Origin of the sequence: Rhizobium phaseoli (genome assembly GCF_010668805.1) — a bacterium.
GTDB lineage: Bacteria > Pseudomonadota > Alphaproteobacteria > Rhizobiales > Rhizobiaceae > Rhizobium > Rhizobium phaseoli_A.
Map to the genome: position 1 here is coordinate 139,866 of NZ_WUFT01000003.1, position 20,261 is coordinate 160,126.

At 62.2% G+C, this 20,261-nt stretch carries 15 protein-coding genes; 12 read left to right on the plus strand and 3 right to left on the minus strand.

Annotated elements, in window-relative coordinates:
• Window positions 1-59 precede the first annotated feature (59 nt).
• The 9 genes from epmA (at window position 60) to GR197_RS05810 (ending at window position 12,973) form a co-directional block, all read left to right on the plus strand.
• Window positions 60-1,121, plus strand: coding sequence for an EF-P lysine aminoacylase EpmA (epmA, locus tag GR197_RS05770; protein ID WP_164007470.1), 1,062 nt, complete (start codon window positions 60-62; stop codon window positions 1,119-1,121).
• Window positions 1,118-2,170, plus strand: a complete 1,053-nt coding sequence (locus GR197_RS05775; protein ID WP_164007472.1) for a lysine-2,3-aminomutase-like protein — start codon at window positions 1,118-1,120, stop codon at window positions 2,168-2,170. The genes epmA and GR197_RS05775 overlap by 4 nt, the downstream gene beginning before the upstream one ends.
• A 262-nt stretch (window positions 2,171-2,432) precedes the next feature.
• On the plus strand, window positions 2,433-2,684 hold the full coding sequence (locus GR197_RS05780; RefSeq protein ID WP_164007476.1) for an acyl carrier protein: 252 nt from the start codon (window positions 2,433-2,435) through the stop codon (window positions 2,682-2,684).
• A complete protein-coding gene (locus GR197_RS05785; protein ID WP_164007478.1) occupies window positions 2,684-3,865 on the plus strand; it encodes an acyl-CoA dehydrogenase family protein in 1,182 nt (393 codons plus the stop codon). The genes GR197_RS05780 and GR197_RS05785 overlap by 1 nt, the downstream gene beginning before the upstream one ends.
• Before the next feature lie 5 nt (window positions 3,866-3,870).
• Window positions 3,871-4,779: an amino acid--[acyl-carrier-protein] ligase gene (locus GR197_RS05790; RefSeq protein WP_164007480.1), complete on the plus strand. Its 909-nt coding sequence runs from the start codon at window positions 3,871-3,873 to the stop codon at window positions 4,777-4,779.
• Complete coding sequence (locus tag GR197_RS05795) at window positions 4,770-5,750, plus strand: DUF1839 family protein (RefSeq protein ID WP_348643247.1); 981 nt, start codon at window positions 4,770-4,772, stop codon at window positions 5,748-5,750. Before GR197_RS05790 ends, GR197_RS05795 begins: the two co-directional genes overlap by 10 nt.
• Window positions 5,751-5,766: 16 nt before the next feature.
• Window positions 5,767-8,247 (plus strand): glycoside hydrolase family 2 protein, encoded by a 2,481-nt coding sequence (locus GR197_RS05800; protein ID WP_164007484.1) that lies wholly within the window; start codon window positions 5,767-5,769, stop codon window positions 8,245-8,247.
• A gap of 43 nt (window positions 8,248-8,290) precedes the next feature.
• A complete protein-coding gene (locus tag GR197_RS05805) occupies window positions 8,291-9,469 on the plus strand; it encodes a glycosyltransferase family 4 protein (protein WP_164007485.1) in 1,179 nt (392 codons plus the stop codon).
• Window positions 9,470-9,661: 192 nt separating this feature from the next.
• Window positions 9,662-12,973, plus strand: a complete 3,312-nt coding sequence (locus GR197_RS05810) for an oligosaccharide flippase family protein (RefSeq protein WP_164007487.1) — start codon at window positions 9,662-9,664, stop codon at window positions 12,971-12,973.
• Window positions 12,974-12,994: 21 nt separating this feature from the next.
• On the opposite strand, the gene GR197_RS05815 is transcribed toward GR197_RS05810, so the two are convergent.
• From GR197_RS05815 to GR197_RS05825, 3 genes are all read right to left on the minus strand, one after another.
• Window positions 12,995-14,173: a glycosyltransferase family 4 protein gene (locus GR197_RS05815; protein WP_164007489.1), complete on the minus strand. Its 1,179-nt coding sequence runs from the start codon at window positions 14,171-14,173 to the stop codon at window positions 12,995-12,997.
• Window positions 14,174-14,382: 209 nt separating this feature from the next.
• A complete protein-coding gene (locus GR197_RS05820; protein WP_003567502.1) occupies window positions 14,383-14,619 on the minus strand; it encodes an Lrp/AsnC ligand binding domain-containing protein in 237 nt (78 codons plus the stop codon).
• A gap of 69 nt (window positions 14,620-14,688) precedes the next feature.
• A complete protein-coding gene (locus tag GR197_RS05825; protein ID WP_164007491.1) occupies window positions 14,689-15,597 on the minus strand; it encodes a LysR family transcriptional regulator in 909 nt (302 codons plus the stop codon).
• Between the two features lie 101 nt (window positions 15,598-15,698).
• On the opposite strand from GR197_RS05825, the gene hglS reads away from it, so the two are divergent.
• The 3 genes from hglS (at window position 15,699) to amaB (ending at window position 20,170) form a co-directional block, all read left to right on the plus strand.
• Window positions 15,699-17,111: a 2-oxoadipate dioxygenase/decarboxylase HglS gene (gene hglS, locus GR197_RS05830; RefSeq protein ID WP_164007494.1), complete on the plus strand. Its 1,413-nt coding sequence runs from the start codon at window positions 15,699-15,701 to the stop codon at window positions 17,109-17,111.
• 171 nt (window positions 17,112-17,282) lie between these two features.
• Entirely contained in the window at window positions 17,283-18,566 is a 1,284-nt protein-coding gene (locus tag GR197_RS05835; protein WP_164007496.1) for an NAD(P)/FAD-dependent oxidoreductase, read from the plus strand.
• A gap of 65 nt (window positions 18,567-18,631) precedes the next feature.
• A complete protein-coding gene (gene amaB, locus GR197_RS05840; RefSeq protein ID WP_164007498.1) occupies window positions 18,632-20,170 on the plus strand; it encodes an L-piperidine-6-carboxylate dehydrogenase in 1,539 nt (512 codons plus the stop codon).
• The last annotated feature ends 91 nt before the right edge of the window (window positions 20,171-20,261 follow it).

The following is a 20,261-nucleotide window of genomic DNA, read 5'->3' on the forward strand; positions in this document are numbered from 1 at the left end:
ACCTAAAATCCGGGAAATAGCCATCCCCATACCGGCTTCTCCGGCGAAGAAAGCTTGGAATGAACTCTTCGGCGAAAGCGTCCCCCTGGTGGACCCCGTCCGTGCATGCCGATCGCCGTCCGTTTCTGATCGGGCGCAATGCGATCCAGGCGGCGCTGCGCGGGTTTTTCGCGCGCGAGGATTTCATCGAGGTGGATACGGCGGTGCTGCAGATCTCGCCGGGCAATGAGGCGCATCTGCATGCCTTTGCCACCGAAGCACTGACGACGGACGGGCAGAAGGCGCCATTCTATCTGCACACCTCACCGGAATTCGCCTGCAAGAAGTTGCTTGCGGCGGGTGAAGAGCGCATCTCGTGTTTTGCCCATGTCTATCGCAATCGCGAGCGCGGGCCGCTGCACCATCCTGAATTCACCATGCTCGAATGGTATCGGGCCGGCGAAAGCTACGAGAGCCTGATGATGGATTGTGTGCGGATCCTGGCGCTCGCGGCCGAAACGCTAAAGACTGAAAAACTTGCCTATCGAGGCGGTGAAAGCGATCCCTTCGCCGGGCCGGAGCGGATCGCAGTTGCCGAAGCATTCGAGCGTCATGCCGGCATCGATCTTCTCGCCTCGGTCGCCGCCGACGGGTCGACCGATCGCGATCGTCTGGCCACCGAGATGAAGCGCGTCGGCATGCGTGTTGCCGACGACGACGGCTGGGCCGATCTCTTCAGCCGGGTGCTGGTCGAAAAGATCGAGCCGCATCTCGGCTTCGGCCGCATTACCATCCTCGACGAATATCCGATTTCGGAGGCGGCACTTGCGCGTCCCTCGGCACGCGATCCGAGAGTTGCCGAGCGGTTCGAGCTTTACGCCTGCGGCGTCGAGCTCGCAAACGGCTTCGGTGAGCTCACCAATGCTGCCGAACAGCGCCGGCGGTTCGAGATCGAAATGGCCGAGAAGGCGCGTGTCTACGGCGAGGCCTATCCGATCGACGAGGATTTCCTTGCCGCAGTTTCGCTGATGCCAGAGGCAAGCGGCATCGCGCTCGGCTTCGACCGGCTGGTGATGCTGGCGACGGGAGCATCACGCATCGACCAGGTGCTCTGGGCACCGGTTGCGGAGTATGGACGATGAATGCCGTCAAACCGCTCAAGAGCGTCGCCGATCTGGTGGAGGCGGGACTGGTCGCGCCCGCCGATCGCTCAACGCTCGAGCAGGTTGCGGCGCGTTACGCGATCGCGCTGACGCCTGTGATCAGCGAGCTCATCGACCGCACCGATCCTGATGATCCGATCGCACGGCAATTCGTGCCTGACATGGCCGAACTCACGATCGCCCGAGAAGAACGCGCCGATCCGATCGGCGATCATGCCCATAGCCCCGTCGAAGGCATCGTTCACCGTTATCCCGATCGTGTGTTGCTCAAAGCCGTGCATGTCTGCCCGGTTTATTGCCGCTTCTGCTTCCGACGCGAAATGGTCGGGCCGCAGGGCCTCGGCACGCTCGATGCGGCGGCGATGCGGGCAGCCTTCGATTACATCAGAGATCACGAGGAGATCTGGGAGGTCATCCTCACCGGTGGCGATCCGCTGGTGCTTTCTCCGCGCCGCCTCCATGACATCATGCAGGCACTGGCGGAAATCGCCCATGTCAAGATCGTGCGATTCCACACCCGTGTTCCGGTCGTCGACCCGCAGAAGATCGATGCGGCGATGATCGCTGCGCTGAAGGCGAGCGGCAAGACGGTCTATGTGGCGCTGCATGCCAACCATGTCAGGGAACTGACGGCGGAAGCGCGTGCCGCCTGCGCCCGCCTCGTCGATGCCGGCATTGCCATGGTCAGCCAGTCGGTGCTGCTCAAGGGCGTCAACGACGATCCCGACGTGCTTGCGGCGCTGATGAAGGCCTTCGTCGAAATCCGCGTCAAACCCTATTACCTGCATCATCCTGATCTGGCGCCTGGCACCGGTCATTTCAGACTGACGATCGAGGAGGGGCAGAGGATCGTCTCCGCGCTGCGCGGGCAGATTTCCGGTCTCTGCCAACCGGCCTACATCCTCGATATTCCGGGCGGTCACGGCAAGGCTGTTGTCAGTGGAAGCGCCATCCGGGCTAGCGGTGACGGATGTTATTCCGTCTCGGATTATCGCGGCGGCGAACATTCCTATCCGCCCGCGGATTGACGCAAACGGGTGCTTTTCGTGTCATTTCTGTACTCATCGCGCGCCAAACTGCGGCGACCGTCGCTCTCGAAATTAGTTTAAATTATTGATATAAAACAATTATTGTCGCCTGCATCGAGATGGTCGCTAAAATTCTAACTGTGAGCCTTAATCATATTTAACCCAATACATTAGCGGAATTTTCTGTTTTCCGCACTAAAAGAACGCTCATGACAAGGCGATGAACGCCGGTTCGGGATCATGAGAATCTTGGAGTGATGGGATGCATAAGACAATCCGCGACCTCGTAGCCAAATACGGCAAACTTCCTGCGGCGATCGACCAGGTCGCCGACGATGCCGATCTTTATGCGGCCGGTCTGACATCCTTTGCTTCGGTGCAGCTGATGCTCGGCATCGAAGAGGCGTTCGACATCGAATTTCCCGACAATCTCCTGAACCGCAAATCCTTCGCGAGCATCTCGGCCATCGCCAGGACGGTCGATCTCATCCGGGACAGCCGGAAGGTCGCCTGATGAACTTCCCCGTCAAGATCATGCAGGACGGTCTTGTCGCTCGGGTCGCCCGCGTCGCCGAAATCGCGGCGAAACACGCCGATGCGGTCGACGTCGAAGCCCGCTTCCCCAGTGAAGCCGTGGATGCGATGAAGGCCGAAAGGCTGCTCGGCATCCAGGTGCCGCGCCAATTCGGCGGCGAATCCGCCTCGATCACCGAGATCGCCGAATTGTGCTCGATGCTCGGCCAGGCCTGCGCTGCAAGCGCCATGGTCTTCGCCATGCATCACATCAAATTGTCCAGCCTTGTCGAACACGGCGCCGACAGCGAATGGCACCGCGACTTCATGCACCGCATTGCCGCCGATCAACTGCTGATCGCATCGGCAACCACGGAAGGCGGTATCGGCGGAAACCTGCGCAACAGTATTTGCGCGGTCGAGGTCGATGGCGACACCTGCCGCCTCGAGAAGGATGCGACCGTCATTTCTTACGGCTCACATGCCGACGCCATTCTCATCACCTCGCGTGCCCACGCGAAGGCGGCTTCCTCCGATCAGGTGCTGACGGCCTTCCTCAAGGACCAGTACACGCTCGAGAAAACGCATGTCTGGAATACGCTCGGCATGCGCGGCACCTGCTCCGACGGATTCCTCTTCAAAGGGCAAGCGCCGGCGCATCAGATCCTGCCGAAGCCTTTCGCGGAGATCGCCGCGCAATCCATGCTCGCCTCCTCGCACCTGTTGTGGAGCGGCGTCTGGTACGGCATCGCGGTCGACGCCGTCGCCCGCGCCCAGGCTTTCGTGCGCGCCGCCGCCCGCAAGGCGCCGGATTCCCAGCCGCCGGGCGCACTGCGCCTGGCCGAGGTTTCGAACCTGCTGCAGATGGTGAAATCCAATGTGGTTGCCGGCCTCAAGGCCTATGAGGATGCCAAGGTCGATGTCGACAGGCTGTCTTCGATGGGATTTGCGGTGACGATGAACAACGTCAAGATCGCCTCGTCCGAGACGATCCTGGAGATCGTCAACCATGCCATGCTGATTTGCGGCATCATGGGCTACAAGAATGGCACGCCCTTCAGCCTCGGACGCCATCTTCGCGACGCGCATTCCGCACAGCTGATGATTTCGAACGACCGCATCCTCGGCAATACGTCGAGCATGCTTCTTGTCCATAAGCAAGACACTAGCCTACTGGGGTGACAGTCATGGATATGCAGACCTCGTTTCTGGATCGGCTTTTTGAAGCCGGCCTGCTGATCGATACCGGCATCGACGGGCTCTATGGCCGCAGCGGCCAGTTCGAAGAGGTGATCGCTGCCTTCGAGCGGCTGATCGACACGTTCGGCGGTGCCGACGGCGCGGAGGCCATGCGCTTTCCGCCCGGCATGAACCGCGCCTTCTTCGAGACGAGCGGCTACATGAAGAGCTTTCCGCAGCTCGCCGGCACGGTGCACAGCTTCTGCGGCAGCGAACTCGATCATGTCAGCCTGCTGCAATGCATGGAGGTCGGCGAAGACTGGACCAAGGGGCAGGAGGCGACCGACATCGTGTTGACGCCGGCCGCCTGTTATCCGCTCTATCCGACGGTCGCCAAGCGCGGCAACCTGCCGAAGACGGGCGGCCTCTTCGACCTGCAATCCTATTGCTTCCGCCACGAGCCGTCGAAAGACCCGGCCCGCCAGCAGCTGTTCCGCATGCGCGAATATGTCTGCATGGGCACCGAAGAGCACGTCACCGATTTCCGCCAGCGCTGGATGGATCGCGGTGTGGAGATGATGAAAGCCGTCGGCCTCGACGTGACGATCGACGTCGCCAACGATCCGTTCTTCGGCCGCGCCGGCAAGATGCTCGCCAACAACCAGCGCGACCAGAACCTGAAATTCGAACTGCTGATCCCGATCACCTCGACCGCCAATCCGACGGCCTGCATGAGCTTCAACTATCATCAGGATGCCTTCGGCACGAAATGGGGCCTGAACCTCGAAGACGGCAGCGTCGCCCACACCGCCTGCGTCGGCTTCGGACTGGAGCGGATCGCGCTGGCTCTCTTCCATCATCACGGGCTCGACGTGAAGGAATGGCCGGCCAGCGTCCGGAAAACGCTGTGGGGCTGAGCCGGTCGATGACATCGGTATTTTCGGGAATCGACCCGGAAACATATCGGGCGCACGGGCTGCATTCGAGCGAGCGTGCCTGGCCGGAAACCAATTGCTATGTCGATCTCTGGATCGAGGTGCTGGCGACCTCAGCTGTTGCGCCTGAGGCCATGCTCGGTTTCACCCTGGCGCAGGATTTCGAGGGCGACCAGTTCACCTTCTTCAAGGTGCCGCTCGAAGATCTCGAAGCGCTCTATGGCATTCGCGCGACCGAGCTTGCCATTTACGACCGTGTCGAACGCCATGTTGAAGTTCAGATCGCGCGGGGCCGTCTCTGCCTGATCGAGATGGATTCCTTCTACATGCCGGATACGCGCGGCACCGCCTACCGGCAGGAGCACGGCAAGACGACGGTGGCGATCAATCGGCTGGATGTTGCCGCCAAGCGCGTCGATTATTTCCATAATGCCGGCTATTTCCGCCTTGAAGGCGAGGATTTCGACGGGCTGTTCCAATTGCAGCTGACGGAAGATAGCCCGCCGTTCCTGCCCTACACGGAATTTGCCCGCTTCCCGGAAAAGCCCGCGGATGACGTGCATCTGCGCAAGACCGCACGGCGGCTTGCCGGTTTTCATTTCGACAGGCGTCCCTCCGGAAATCCGATCCGTGCCTTCGGGGCCGTCTTTCCGCAACAGGTCGAAGCGGTAGCGGAACGGCCGTTCGGCTTCTTCCACAAATACGCCTTCAACACGCTTCGCCAGGTGGGCGCCAATTTCGAACTGGCGGCCGATTACCTGACCTGGCTTTCGCCCGGTGATTTCGCGGTGGCCGCCGATCATGCGCGACGCATTTCGGAAGTGGCGAAATCGGTGCAGTTCCAGCTTGCCCGCGCTGTCACCCGCAGGAAGTTCGAGCCGCTGCAAGCAGCCCTTGATCCGGCTGCCGATGCATGGGATTCCATGATGGCGTCGCTTGCGGGGCGAATCTGAGGCCGGAGATCTGACCATGCGGGGGCGTTTGGCAAGCATCGGTGCCGAGGAAAGTCTGCTTTCCGAAGGCTGGAACCTGATCCTGACGGAGCCGGGCGCCTGCGCCGTGCCGCACGACATCCCGCTCTCCGCCCGGTTCATCCCAGCGCCTGTTCCAGGAACCGTCGCCGCAGCGCTTGAGAAGGCCGGGCTGTTCGATCGGGAAAATCCCGAACCGTTGAACACCAGGGACGCCTGGTATCTCTGCCGGCTGTTCGATGCCGAACCGGGCGCGGCAATCCTGCGTTTTGCAGGGCTCGCGACGCTTTGCCATGTCTTCCTGAACGGCCAGGAAATCCTGTTTTCCGAAAGCATGTTCACGGCCCATGAAATTCCGGTGACGCTTTCGGGCGGCGACGAGCTGGCGCTCTGCTTCCGGGCACTTGGCCCCCGCCTGTCGGAGCCGGGCCCCCGCGCGCGCTGGCGGCCGCAGATGATCACGCCGGCGGGACTGAAGAATTTCCGCACGACGCTGCTTGGTCATATGCCGGGCTGGTGCCCCGATATTCATGCCGTCGGGCCATGGCGAGCAATTTCGATGGTGCGGCGCAATCCCGTCTCGATCGACAATGTCTCCATCCGCGCGGTGTTGGAGGAAAGCGGCGTCGGCCGTCTCAGCGTTTCGCTGCACAGTGATGCCGAGGAGCCGGCACTGCTGCTGCGCTGCGGCGGGATGGAGCAGCCTTTTGAGAAGATCGGCGACAATCATTACTCGGCTATCCTCAAGCTCTCCGACATCGAGCCCTGGTGGCCGCATACGCATGGCGCTCCACGCCTCTATGAGCTGACGCTGATTTCCGACGGTGTGGAATATCCGCTCGGCACGACCGGCTTCCGGCGTATCGAGGTCGACCGCGGCGGCGATGGCGATGACTTCGCGCTCACCGTCAACGGCGAACGCATCTTCTGCCGCGGCGCGGTTTGGACCACAGCGGATATCGTCCGATTGCCGGGGGGGCGGGCGGATTATGAGCCGTTCCTGCGGCTTGCCGCTAGAGCCGGCATGAACATGATCCGCATCGGCGGCACCATGGCCTACGAGACGCCTGATTTCTTTGCGCTCTGCGACGAGCTCGGCTTGCTCGTCTGGCAGGATTTCATGTTCGCCAATTTCGATTATCCGCGCAACGACAAGTCTTTTCTCGGCCACGTGCATGCCGAGGTCGAGGAATTCCTGCACGGCGTCCAAGCATCGCCCTCCCTGGCAGTGCTCTGCGGCGGCAGCGAAATCCACCAGCAGGCGGCAATGCTTGGTCTGCCCGTGGAGTTCTGGAGCGGGCCGGTCACCGATGAAATCATCCCGGCCATCGCTACCCGCATGCGTCCCGACGTGCCCTATGTCCCGAACTCGCCCCATGGCGGAGCGATGCCGTTTTCGCCGAATGCCGGTATTGCCCATTATTACGGCGTTGGCGCCTATATGCTGCCGATTGCCGATGCGCGTCGCGCCGACGTGCGTTTTGCCTCCGAGAGCCTCGCCTTCGCGCATGTGCCGCAGCAAAGGACGCTGCAACGGCATCTCGATGTGCCGGCTGTGCACAGCCCGCTCTGGAAGGCGCGTGTGCCACGCGACCGCAGCGCATCGTGGGATTTCGAGGATGTTCGCGATTTCTATCTGCGGCTTCTCTACGGCGTCGATCCGGCCCGGCTGCGCCGCGAAGATCCGGGGCATTATCTCGATCTCTCCCGCGCCGTCACCGGCGAGGTGATCGAAGAGACCTTTGCCGAATGGCGGCGCAAGGGCTCCTCGTGTAACGGCGCCCTCGTCTGGACGCTGCAGGACCTGCTGCCCGGTCCCGGCTGGGGGGTGATCGATTCCACCGGAGAGCCGAAGCCGGCCTGGTATGCCATGCGCCGTGCATTCCGGCCGGTTCAGGTGGTTTTCACCGACGAGGGAACCAACGGTCTCGACGTGCACATCATCAACGAGACGGATGCCGCCCTCGATGTGGAACTCGAAGTCGTCTGCCTGCGTGATGGAAAACAGCAAGTGCTTAGCGGCAGCAGGGCCTTCAAGCTGGCCGCAAGGGATATGGAGCGTATTGCCGCTACCGCGCTGTTCGGCGCCTTTTTCGATACGACCTATGCCTTCCGTTTCGGACCGCCGTCGCATGATGCGAGTGTCGCGCGCCTGCGTTCGCTGGCAGATGGCGCGATCCTCGCCGAAAGCTTCCACTTCCCGTGCGGACGAGGGAAGGCGTTGCATGATGCCGGCATCGAAGCATCGCTCGGCAGGGACGGCGACGACTGGTTCGTCGATCTGAGGACCGACCGGCTGGCGCAATCGGTGCATATCGACGTCGAAGGCTACCGGGCTGACGACGACTGGTTCCACCTTGCCCCCGGCGCGATGCGGCGGGTGATGCTCTCGGCGCTGCCCGGCACCGAACGCGATATCGCGCCTGCAGGCGAGATCAGAAGTCTGGGAAGTTCGCATCGTGTCGCCCTCTCGGGCTGAATCTCGCGAAAAACGATGCCGATCCATTGAGAAAGACCGCGATTTGAGAACGACATACCGCTTTTTGCGTGCCCATGTGCTGCAGCGGCTGATCCCGCGGTCGCGGCTTGCCTTCAATCCGCGCAAGCCGGTGGAAATCGTCGGCTATCTCTCGATGGCTGTCGGCGTCGGCGAATCGGCAAGGCTTTGCGCCGGCGCTCTGTCGGAGGCGAGAAGGGCGATTTCGCTTTCCGACGTCAGCACGCACCCCGACTTAGAGTCCTTCGCCGGATGGATGCCGTCGCCTCTCTCGACCGAGGCGCCGGGCAGCCGTATCTGGCATCTCAATCCGCCGATGCTGCCGCGCGCCATCCTGAAGAAGGGCGTTGCGAATTTCACCCGCGCCTTCAACATCGGCTATTTCGCCTGGGAACTCGAAGTCGTGCCGGCGGAATGGCGCAATGCAATGCATTATATGAACGCCATCTTCGTGCCGTCGGAATTCACCCGGCGGACGATTGCGCCGCTCACCAAAGCACCCGTCATCGTCGTTCCACATCCGGTGATCGAGGCGCCGGCGACGGACGGCATGCGGGAAAAGTTCAGCATCGAGAAGGACGCCTTTCTCGTCAGCTTCATTTTCAGCGCCGGCTCGTCGACCAACCGGAAGAATCCGCAGGCCGTCATCGAGGCTTTCAGGATCTTTGCCGCCGAAGCCCCAAGCGCCTTCCTACTGATGAAGGCCAGCGGCGATGTGAACAAGGATGAAGGCCTGCGCGCACTGGTCGCTTCGGTTAAGGGCGACGCCCGAATCAGGATCGTCACCGACAGGCTGTCGAGCGCCGAGATCAACGGCCTCATCCGCTCTTCCCAAGCCTATCTTTCGCTGCATCGTTCCGAGGGGTTCGGGCTGACGGTTGCCGAGGCGATCATGCAGCGCACGCCGGTTATCTCCACCGCCTGGTCGGGCACGGCGGATTTCTGCGATCCGGACAATACATGGCTGGTCGACTCTCCCCTCATTCCGGTCGTCGATACCCATCCCGAATTTGCCGGGCTCGAGGGCGCGGTCTGGGCGGATCCTTCTCCGGAAACCGCCGCCGCGCGCCTCAAGGATATCTTCCGCGCGCCCGAGCTTGCGAGAGAGAAGGCTGAAAGGGCGCGGGCCTTCCTGCTGCGCTACCTCGCTGAGAACAGCTATGAGAAAGCGCTTCAGAAGCTGTCGGCGATGCAGGCCAGCTAAGGTGAGGTCGCCACTCCGCTTTATTTTAACATTTTTGCATTAGAGATGGCGGGTATCCGGTTTTAGAGCATGTCGCGCAAAGGTGTGCAGCGGTTTTGCGATAACGGCATGCGTAAAAACAAAGGCGTAAGGCGCGAGCAGCGAATCTGAAAGATCGCGACGCGTTTTAGGCCGATCCTGGCGGATGGACAGATGTCGAAGGGTATTATCGCAAATTCGATGATGAATGCGGCGGCAGGCATGTTGCTCTTGCTGACGGGCTTCATTTCATCGATCATAACGGCGCGGCTGCTCGGGCCGGAAGCCAACGGCATCGTCGCCTTCTCGCTCTGGCTGGTAGTCACCGGCGCCTCGATCGCCGAACTCGGCTCCAGCATCACGCTGTTGAAGACCCTGCCGCAACTTTCTGCGGAAGGATACGACGCGCGCCGCCGGCGCGGTTTTGCCGCCATCCTCGTCAGCTTCATGATGTTTTCGACCGTCGTGCTGCTGGCGCTCTACGCCCTGTTTTTCCTGACCTCCGAGGAGATGCACTGGGCCGATACCGCGCCGTCCGTCGCCCTGGTTACCGGCGTGCTGTTCTTCGTCCAGGCAATCGGATCCTTCGTCAAATTTTACCTGATCGGCGAAAAAAAGCTTGGTGCCTTCTTCCGGCTGACGGTTGCCGTCTCGATCGTGCAGCTTGCCGGGGTTGCCGTCGGCGCTGTGCTCTATGGGGTGCAAGGCGTTCTCGTCGGTTATGCGCTCGGCCAGCTCGTGCTGTTTTTCGCCACGCTGCCGATCCTTCTTTCGCGGCGCGACTGGTGCGGGGTTTCGCTGAAATCTCTCGCTTCCTCCTCCGTCATCCTGTCGATCCAATTCATCATCGATTCCATCTTCCTCAATCGGCTCGAACTGCTCTTCCTGCAGCAGTTCTGGTCGGTGGAGATGGTCGGCTACTACGCTGTCGGCCTGTCGATCGCCAATATCGCCCTTCAACTGCCGATCCAGATGACCGGCAGCCTGCTGCCCTATTATTCCGAGCGGCGTCATAACAGCGACGATTCGACCTTGCCGGTCGAGGTCTTCGCCGCCGTTACCCGCAGCATGGCCTATATCGTCTTGCCGATGAGCCTCGGGCTGGCCGCGATCTCCAGCGAGCTGGTGCTTGTGGTGTTCGGCGAGGCATTCCGCCGCAGCGGCACGGTGGTGGCGCTGCTGGCGCTCGTCGCGCCCGCCTATACCTTCATGCAGATCCTCAGCCTCTACCTGTTGTCGATGGACAGAGCCCGCTCCCGCCTGAACATCAGTGTGATAGGTGGCCTTCTCATGGTAGTCGGTTGTTTACTGATCGTACCTAGGCTTGCAGCCGAGGGTGCCGCACTCGTGCGCATCCTCGTCTTCGTTGCGATGTCGGTGATGATGATCAGACAGACAGGATTCGGATCCCAGCTTTCGGGTCTCTACGCAAGCCTGACGAAGGTGACGCTCGCCTCCGTGCTCTGCGCTTGCGCGGCGATTTCCGTGCTGGAATTCCTCCATGGCCCGGTCGGACTGATCACTGCAATCGTCGCCGGTACAATCTGCTATTTCGCGGCGCTCCGCGTGCTGCGCGCCGTGCCGGGCGAGGATGTCGAGGTCATGCGCTCCATTCTCGACAAGATGCCGTCGCTGTTGCGCCGGCCTGTGGGGCACGCAATCAATTTCATTGCACCGCGGCTTCCCGGCGATCCCGATCGTGCCAAGGTCGCGCCTGGCGAATTCTCGCTCGAGCCGGCTGAGGGTGCGGGACGCAGCGCTGCCCTGCCAGTCGTGTTCGACGGCACGGTCGGGCTGTTCATGTCCGAGAATCCTCTCGTGAAGAAACGTTCGGCGGCCGTGCTCTTTGTCAGCCCGTGGGGTTTCGAGGAGATGTGCAGCCGCAAATTCTTCCGTGTTGCCGCCGAGCATTTTTCCGACATCGGCGTGCCAAGCCTGCGCTTCGACTATCGCGGCACCGGCGATGCGCTCGATTTCGGCGCGCTGCCGGCAAGGCTGGAAACCTGGGAAAATTCGATCCGTGCCGCCGCCGCCAAGCTGAAATCGCTGAGCGGCTGCGACCATATCATCCTCGTCGCTCAGGGTCTCGGCGCCACACTTTCCCAGCGCATCGGTTCCTCGATCGACGGCGTCGACAGCCTGGTCATGCTGGCGCCGGTGCTGAGCGGCCGGGCCTATCTGCGCGAACTCAACATGTGGTCGAGGATTATCGATGCCGATCTCGGCCTCGGCAAGGAGCACGTTCAGACGGCGAAGGTGCAGATCGCCGGGTTGGTCATGCCCGAGGAGATCGCTGCCGAGCTCGGCAAGCTCAGTATCGCTTCGCCGCAGGGGCTTGCAGCCCCGCGTTATCTGATCCTTGAACGTCCTGCGAAGGCCGAGGATACCGGCTTTGCCGATGCGCTGAGGGCGCTTGGCGCCGATGTCGAGCAGAGGGCTTTCGAAGGCTATGACGAGCTCGCCACCAATCCGCTGTTTGCCAAGACGCCGATCGATATCATCGCGCTGTTGACGACGTGGCTGGAGGCAAGGACGACGGAGACCTCCGCAGCCCATTCATCGGCAGCGATCGAGAACCCGCCGCTTGTGGGTGACGGTTTTACGGAAATGCCGGTGCGTTTCGGAAGCCATGATCACCTGGTCGGCGTCGTCAGCCGGCCGCTGGGCGAGATCAAGGGCAATGCCGTGCTGTTCTTGTCGACGGCCTATGACCGGCATGCCGGCTGGGGACGGACGACGGTTGATATGGCCCGCGAGCTCGCGCGGCAAGGCGTCGTTTCGCTGCGTTTCGATTCCGCCAATGTCGGCGACAGCCCGCCGCGGCCGGATGCACCGGAACAGGTGCTTTACTCCGATACGCAGACCGCGGACGCGGTCGCCTCGCTCGATCTGCTCGAAAGCATCGTCACCGGTCCGGTCATGGTCGCCGGCCGATGCAGTGGCGGCTATCTCGCCTTCCGCGCAGGGGTCGCCGATGAGCGGTTGAAGGCCATCGTGTCGATCAATCCCTTCGTCTATTACTGGGATCCGAAGATCCCGGTGCGCAAGGAGCATGTCGTTTCCGTTCCCCGCAGCCTGGATGACTACGGACAGCGCCTGGCGCGGCTCGATACGCTGAAGCGTCTGCTGCGCGGCCAGGTGGACGTGGTTTCGGCGCTGCAGAATGTCGTCATCGCCGCCGGCCGCCGGTTGTCGCCGTGGATCGCGCCGCTGCTGGAGCTGCTTCCCGACCGACGCCATATCGCCCGCGAGGTCAGGCATTCCTTCGCGCTGTTCGGCAAACGCAAGGTGCCGCTGACGCTGATCTACAGCGAGGGCGATGTCGGGCTCGACCATGTCTATTTCCATTTCGGGCCGCGCGGGGCAAGGCTTTCCCGCTATCCGAACGTCCGACTGCTCATGCTGCCGGATGCCGACCACAATCTGACGCCGCCGCAGTCGCGCAAATTCGTGCTGGACGAGATCATTCGTCTCGCGAGAGCGTGACTGGAATTTCAGCAAGCAGGATCAGATGTTTTCGACGGCGACGATATCCAACGATCTGTAGAGATCGATATAGCGTCCGGCGACGATATCCCAGGAATAGCCGCGCGTAGCGTCGAGAAGCCCAGCGCGCATGGTCTCAGTTTGGCGCGAGAGACCTTGATAGGCCGCCTCGATTGCTGTGGCGGCGGCCCGAGCATCGGTGAAATCGGCAAGCATGATAGCAGGATGCCGCTCGGCAAGTGTCGCGAAGGCATCGTTGGCGTTCAGCACCGGCAGCAGGCCGGCGCTCATCGCCTCCAGCGCCACCAGGCCGAAACCTTCATATTCCGAGGCGGAGGCAAAGAGCGAGGCATTGGTGATGATCCGTCGGATGGCGCCGTTGTCGGGTGAGACGTGCAGGGTGACCAGGCCGGAGAGGTTACGGCTTTCGATCGCGGCTTCGACATCCGCCCGGTTCAGGTCGGATTCGGCGCCGACGATGTCGAGATGCCATTCCGCATCACGGGTCTTCAGCACGACCATTGCATCGAGCAGATGGTCCAGCCGCTTGTTCACCGAGAACCGGCCGATGGTAACGATGCGGCGCTTTGCCCGGCGCGAAGCGGTGTCGGCGAACTTGCCGATATCAGCGCCGTTTTCGATCAGCAGGCTGTCGGGCACGATTTCCGAAAACTGCTTGAGGTCGGAGGCGCTGCAGCAGACGACACGGCAATAGGCCAGTGCCGAGGCGCGGGTCAGCGTCCGGAACCAGATCTTCTTGATCGCCACGTATTTTCGCGTGTGGAAGAAGCCGCCATGGGTGGTGACGATCATCGGCTTGCGATGCAGCAGCCGGCCCCAGGCGAGCGCGTCGAAGAAAAAGTCGATGGCATGGACATGCACGAGATCGGCATCGGCGAGATGACGGAAAACCTGAGGCGCCAGCGGATAACGGCTGCTGCCGGACCAGGGAATGCGCACCACCTCGATGTCGTCGATGTTTTCGCGCGGCGGCAGCTTATTCTCAGGCGTTGTGAACAATGAATCGAGCGTGACGACGCGGACGCGATAACCGCGCCGGACAGTCTGGCGGGCGAGATTGGCGACCACGTCTTCCAGGCCGCCGCGGTTGGGTAGGAACTGGCGCACGACATGGACGATCAGCGGCGCCGTTTCCGGCTGCGGCTTCTCGCGCACCCTATCTGCCTCGACGATCGCCATTTTCCACCTATCGCTGCCACGTTGCCCCTGGTTGAGGCGGGACTCTTATAGCAACGACCAGATCTCTCCGGCGTTAAGCCGTGGTTTCAGCGGCGTCCCGAAAGGCGATTCTTCGCGAAAAAGGTTAACCGCGTCTGATTGCTTCAGAGCATCTTTGTTTTAACGCAATTCCGGACGCAAAACCGCAGCACACTTTTGCTGGAATTGCTTCAGAACGCCTTGAAGGTCAGGGTCGTCAGCGAGCGGACGATGCCGGGAATGTTGGCGATGTTGTCGTTGATGAACTTGCCGATATCCTGGCCTTCCTCGATGTAGACCTTCAGCAGCAGGTCATAGTCGCCGCTGGTGGAATAGAGCTCCGAGACCAGTTCGGTCTGGTAGATGGCATCGGCGACCTCATAGGTCTTGCCGGGGGCGCATTGGAGCTGGACGAAGATCGGCTTCATGGGGATTTCCTGCAAAGGGTTGGTTGGCGGCATAATGGTCGAAAGCGCCATGCCGATGCAAGCCGTTCGTCACGCGGCTGGATCGGCGGCCGCTTCCGAGACGATCCAATCGCGAAAAGCGGCAAGCGGCGCATAGTCGGCCCGCTCGGGCGGAAAGGCGAGATAATAGCGTTCGCGGCTTTCCATTTCACGGTCGACGGCGGCAACGAGATCGCCGCGGCTGATCTCCTCCTGCATCAGAAATGTCGGCAGGAGGGCGATGCCGAGGCCGGCGATCGCCGCCTGGGCGGCGGTGGCGAACTGGTCGAAGAGCATGCCGTGCACGCTTTCGAAGGAAACGCCGTTGCCGGCGAACCATTGCTCCCAGGCGTCGGGCCGCGTCGTCAGGTGCAGCAGCGGAACCGAAAGCAGATCCTGTGGCCCGGAGATTGCGTGGCGCTTCAAAAAATCAGGGCTGCAGGCCGGCACCGTGCGCTCCGACATCAGAAAGGCAAGTTCGGCGCCCGGCCAGTGCGGGTGGCCGAAATGGATGGCGGCGTCGATCGAATCGAGGCGGAAATCGAAGGGCGAAAGCCGGGTCACCAGATTGATGGTGACGCCGGGATTGGCGGCGAGGAAACGCCCCAGGCGCGGCGCCAGCCAGCGCGTGCCGAAGGTCGGTAGGATGGCAAGATTGAGCGTGCCGCCATACGGATTGGCGCGCAGATTCAGCGAGGCGCTGGATATGCGCCGCAGCGCCTCGCGGATTTCACGGGCATAACTGTCACCGGCAAGCGTCAGCCGCATGGTCTGGCGTTCGCGCCGGAAGAGTTCGACGCCAAGCTGCTGCTCCAGCGCGCTCACCTGACGGCTGACGGCGCTCTGGGTCAGATCGAGTTCGCGCGCGGCTGCCGTGACGCTGCCGGTGCGGGCGACCGCCTCAAAGGCGGCGAGATGCGAAATCGATGGCAAAAATCGTCTTGAAGCGAACATGATCATTCCGTTTTAGAATGAGCTATTTCCAAAATGTCGATATTTCTGGGTTTGTCACGCTTGTAAAGAGGTTCATCCTGCAAAAGCGGAATGAGCCGGAGTCCCCGATGCCGAAAGCCTTCGTTTCCACAGACCGTATCCGTTCGCTCTTTACCGAGGCGATGTCGCAGATGTACCGGGCAGAGGTGCCGCAATACGGCACGCTGATCGAACTGGTGGCGGATGTGAATGCCGGCTGCCTCGAAAACGACCCCGAACTGCGGGAGCGACTGGCCCGCGCCGGCGAATTGGAGCGCATCGATGTCGAGCGCCACGGCGCGATCCGGCTCGGCACGGCAGAAGAACTTTTCACCATTCGCCGGCTGTTTGCGGTGATGGGCATGCAGGCCGTCGGCTATTACGATCTCTCGGTTGCCGGCGTGCCTGTTCATTCCACCAGCTTCCGGCCGGTCGACGAGGCGGCGCTCAACGTCAATCCGTTCCGCGTCTTTACCTCGCTGTTACGGCTGGAGCTGATCGAAGACGAGGGGCTGCGCGGTGAAGCGGCGGCCATTCTGGCGGCGCGGCGCATCTATACGCCGCGCGCCATCGCGCTGATCGAGCGTCATGAGCGGGACGGCGGTCTGAGCGAGGAGGAAGCGACGGAATTCGTCGCCGAGGCGCTCGAAACCTTCCGCTGGCACGGCGAGGCGACCGTCAGCGCCGAAACCTACAAGCGCCTGCACGATGCGCACCGGCTGATCGCCGACGTCGTCAGCTTCAAGGGACCGCATATCAACCATCTGACGCCGCGCACGCTGGATATCGACGCGGTTCAGGCTCGCATGCCGGAACGCGGCATCACGCCGAAGGCCGTCATCGAAGGCCCGCCGCGTCGCCATTGCGATATTCTGCTGCGGCAGACGAGCTTCAAGGCGCTTGAAGAAACGATCGCCTTTGCCGGTGATGCGGACGCGATTCAAGGAACGCATACCGCCCGTTTCGGCGAGATCGAACAGCGCGGCGTGGCGCTGACGGCCAAGGGCCGGGCGCTCTATGACCGGCTGCTCGCCTCGGTTCGCGGCGAAGTGCAGGTCGGCGCCGGCGGCGCCAAGGCCGGCGCCTATGACCAGGAACTCGCCGAGCGCTTCAAGGCGCTGCCGGACAGTTGGGACGAGCTGCGCCGGCAGGATCTGGCCTTCTTCCGCTATTGCGCAACGCCTGCGGGTATTGCCGCCGCGGTCAACGGCACGCTACCCAAGGATCCGGAAGCGCTGATCGCCAAGGGTTACCTTGCCTTCTCGCCGATCGTCTACGAAGACTTCCTGCCCGTCAGCGCAGCCGGCATCTTCCAATCGAACCTCGGCACTGACCAGCAGCAGAATTATGCGACGCACTCGAACCGCGACGCCTTCGAGGCGGCACTCGGCGGGACCGTTCAGGACGAGCTGGCGCTTTATGCCGAGCGCCAGGCCGCCTCGCTGGATGCGGCGATGGAAGCGCTCGGTCTTGCGGCCCTGCAGCTGAAGACCGTCGCATGAAATGCCCGCTTCAACACTTGGCCTTCTAAAGCGCGTCGCGATCTTTCGGATTCGCTCCTTGCGCTTTAGCTCTTTCTTTTTGCGCATGTCGTTGCCGCAAAACCGCTGCACACTTTTGCGCGACATGCTTTAGGTTAGAGTAGCGCAATTTCGATCCGATCGGACTAGACCATGCTGAATGATCCGCGCTCCCACGGCCTCTGGGAAAAGACCGCAGCCGAGCCGCCGGCCACCTCGTCTCTCGAAGGCGCGGTATCTGCCGATGTCGTCGTCGTCGGTGGCGGTTACACCGGTCTCTCCTCTGCCCTGCATCTTGCCGAAGCCGGGTCGAAAGTGGTGCTCTTGGAAGCGAAGGAGATCGGTTTCGGCGGCGCGGGGCGCAATGTCGGCCTGATCAATGCCGGCATGTGGGTGATGCCCGAGGATCTGCCCGGCGTGCTCGGCCCGGTGCATGGCGAACGTCTGCTCGAGCTGCTCGGCAATGCGCCGAAGCTGGTCATGGAACTGATCGACAGGCACGGGATTGCCTGTGAACTCGAACGTAACGGCACGCTGCATTGCGCTGTCGGTGCGGACGGGCTGAAGGAGATCGAGGAACGCGCGGCGCAATGGTCCGCCCGCGGTGCCGCCGTAACGCTGCTCGGTGCGGCGGAGACGGCCAGACGCATCGGCAGCGATGCCTATACCGGTTCGCTGCTCGACATGCGGGCCGGAACGCTGCAGCCGCTGGCCTATGCGCGCGGTCTTGCCCATGCCGCCGTCAAATCAGGCGTCGCCATTCACACATCCAGCCCGGTCGTTGCAACCGAGCGTAACGGCAACCGCTGGACGGTGAAGACTGCAAAGGGCGAAGTCAGCGCGGAATGGATCATCGTCGCGACGGACGCCTACAGCACCGGACCGTGGGAGCAGGTGCGCAGCGAACAGGTGCATCTGCCCTATTTCAATTTCGCCACCGTGCCGCTCGGCCACAATCTGCGTCAGTCGATCCTGCCGGGGCGGGAAGGCGCCTGGGATACCAAGGAAATCCTCTCCTCCTTCCGGATGGATCAGGCCGGGCGTCTGGTGTTCGGCAGTGTCGGGGCGCTGCGCAATACCGGGCACACCGTGCATAAGGGTTGGGCCAAGCGCGCCTTGAAGCGGCTCTTTCCTATTATCGGCGATGTCGAATTCGAGTGCGAATGGTATGGCCAGATCGGCATGACCGATAATGCGCTGCCGCGCTTTCACAAATTCGCGCCTGGGGTCGTCGGCTTTTCGGGTTACAATGGCCGCGGCATTGCGCCCGGCACGGTGTTCGGCCGGACGCTGGCGGAGCATATTCTCGGCCGGCTTGCCGAAGCCGACCTGCCGCTGCCGCTGACGTCGCCGACCGAACCGCGCTTCCGCGCGCTCAAAGAACTGTGGTACGAAGCGGGCGCTCAAGTCGCCCATTTCGCCGATGCCCGCTTTTAAGAACCGGTAAACGCTTCCGGGAAGCGAAACTCGCTTCTGAGAATAATAAGATTGGAACCACGACAATGACTATCGCCGTCCTCGATCTCGCCACCGAAACCGCCAAGCTGCTTGCCGAACTCGGCGTCGATGCCGGCCGCTATCACGGCGGCACGCTTTCCGTCACCTCGCCGGTGACGGGCAAGGAAATAGGCAGGCTCAGGGAACACACGGTTGCCGACACGAAGGCGGCGATCGAAGAGGCGCACAAGGCCTTTCTCGAATGGCGTGCCGTACCGGCGCCCAAGCGCGGCGAGCTGGTTCGCCTGCTCGGCGAGGAGCTGCGCGCCGCAAAGACGGCGCTCGGCCGTCTCGTCTCGATCGAGGTCGGCAAGATCACCTCCGAAGGCCTCGGCGAAGTGCAGGAGATGATCGATATCTGCGATTTCGCCGTCGGCCTTTCCCGTCAGCTCTACGGCCTGACGATCGCCACCGAGCGCTCCGAGCACCGGATGATGGAAAGCTGGCATCCGCTCGGTGTGATCGGCATCATCTCCGCCTTCAACTTCCCTGTTGCCGTCTGGTCGTGGAATGCGGCGCTTGCAATGGTCTGCGGCAATTCCACCGTCTGGAAACCCTCGGAAAAGACACCTTTGACCGCGCTTGCCGTGCAGGCGCTGTTCGAAAAGGCGCTGAAGCGCTTCATCGCCGAGGGCGGCCCGGCACCGGCCAATCTGTCGACCTTGATCATCGGCGGCCGTGACGTCGGCGAAGTGCTGGTCGACCATCCGAAGATCCCGCTCGTTTCCGCCACCGGCTCGACGGCCATGGGCCGCGCCGTCGGCCCGCGGCTGTCGCAGCGTTTTGCCCGCGCCATTCTCGAACTCGGCGGTAACAATGCGGCGATCGTCTGCCCAAGCGCGGATCTCGACCTGACGCTGCGCGGCGTTGCCTTCTCCGCCATGGGCACGGCCGGCCAGCGCTGCACGACGCTGCGTCGTCTCTTCGTGCATGACAGCGTCTACGACCAGTTGGTGCCGCGCCTGCAGAAGGCCTATGGCTCCGTCACCATCGGCAATCCGCTCGAAACCGGCACGCTGGTGGGACCGCTGATCGACGGCCAGGCTTTCGAGAAGATGCAGGCAGCACTCGGTGAAGCGAAATCGGCCGGCGGTAGGGTGACCGGCGGCGACCGCGTCGACAATGGTTCGGCTGATGCCTTCTACGTTCGCCCGGCGCTCGTCGAAATGCCTGATCAGACCGGCCCGGTCGAGCACGAGACCTTCGCGCCGATCCTCTATGTGATGAAATACAGCGACTTCGACGACGTACTGGCGCTGCACAATGCCGTACCGCAGGGGCTGTCGTCGTCGATCTTCACCAATGACATGCGCGAGGCCGAAACCTTCGTCTCCGCCCGCGGCTCGGATTGCGGCATCGCCAATGTCAATCTTGGGCCATCGGGCGCCGAAATCGGCGGCGCCTTCGGCGGCGAGAAGGAAACCGGCGGCGGCCGCGAATCCGGCTCGGATGCCTGGAAGGCCTATATGCGCCGCTCCACCAACACGATCAACTACGGCAGGACGCTGCCGCTTGCGCAGGGCGTCAAGTTCGACGTCGAATAAGCCGGCTGCAACAGGCGACATTCCCTAAAGCGCGTCGCATGCAATTGGTTCATGCGACGCGCTTTTTCTCTTTGTTCTGATGCATGTCGTT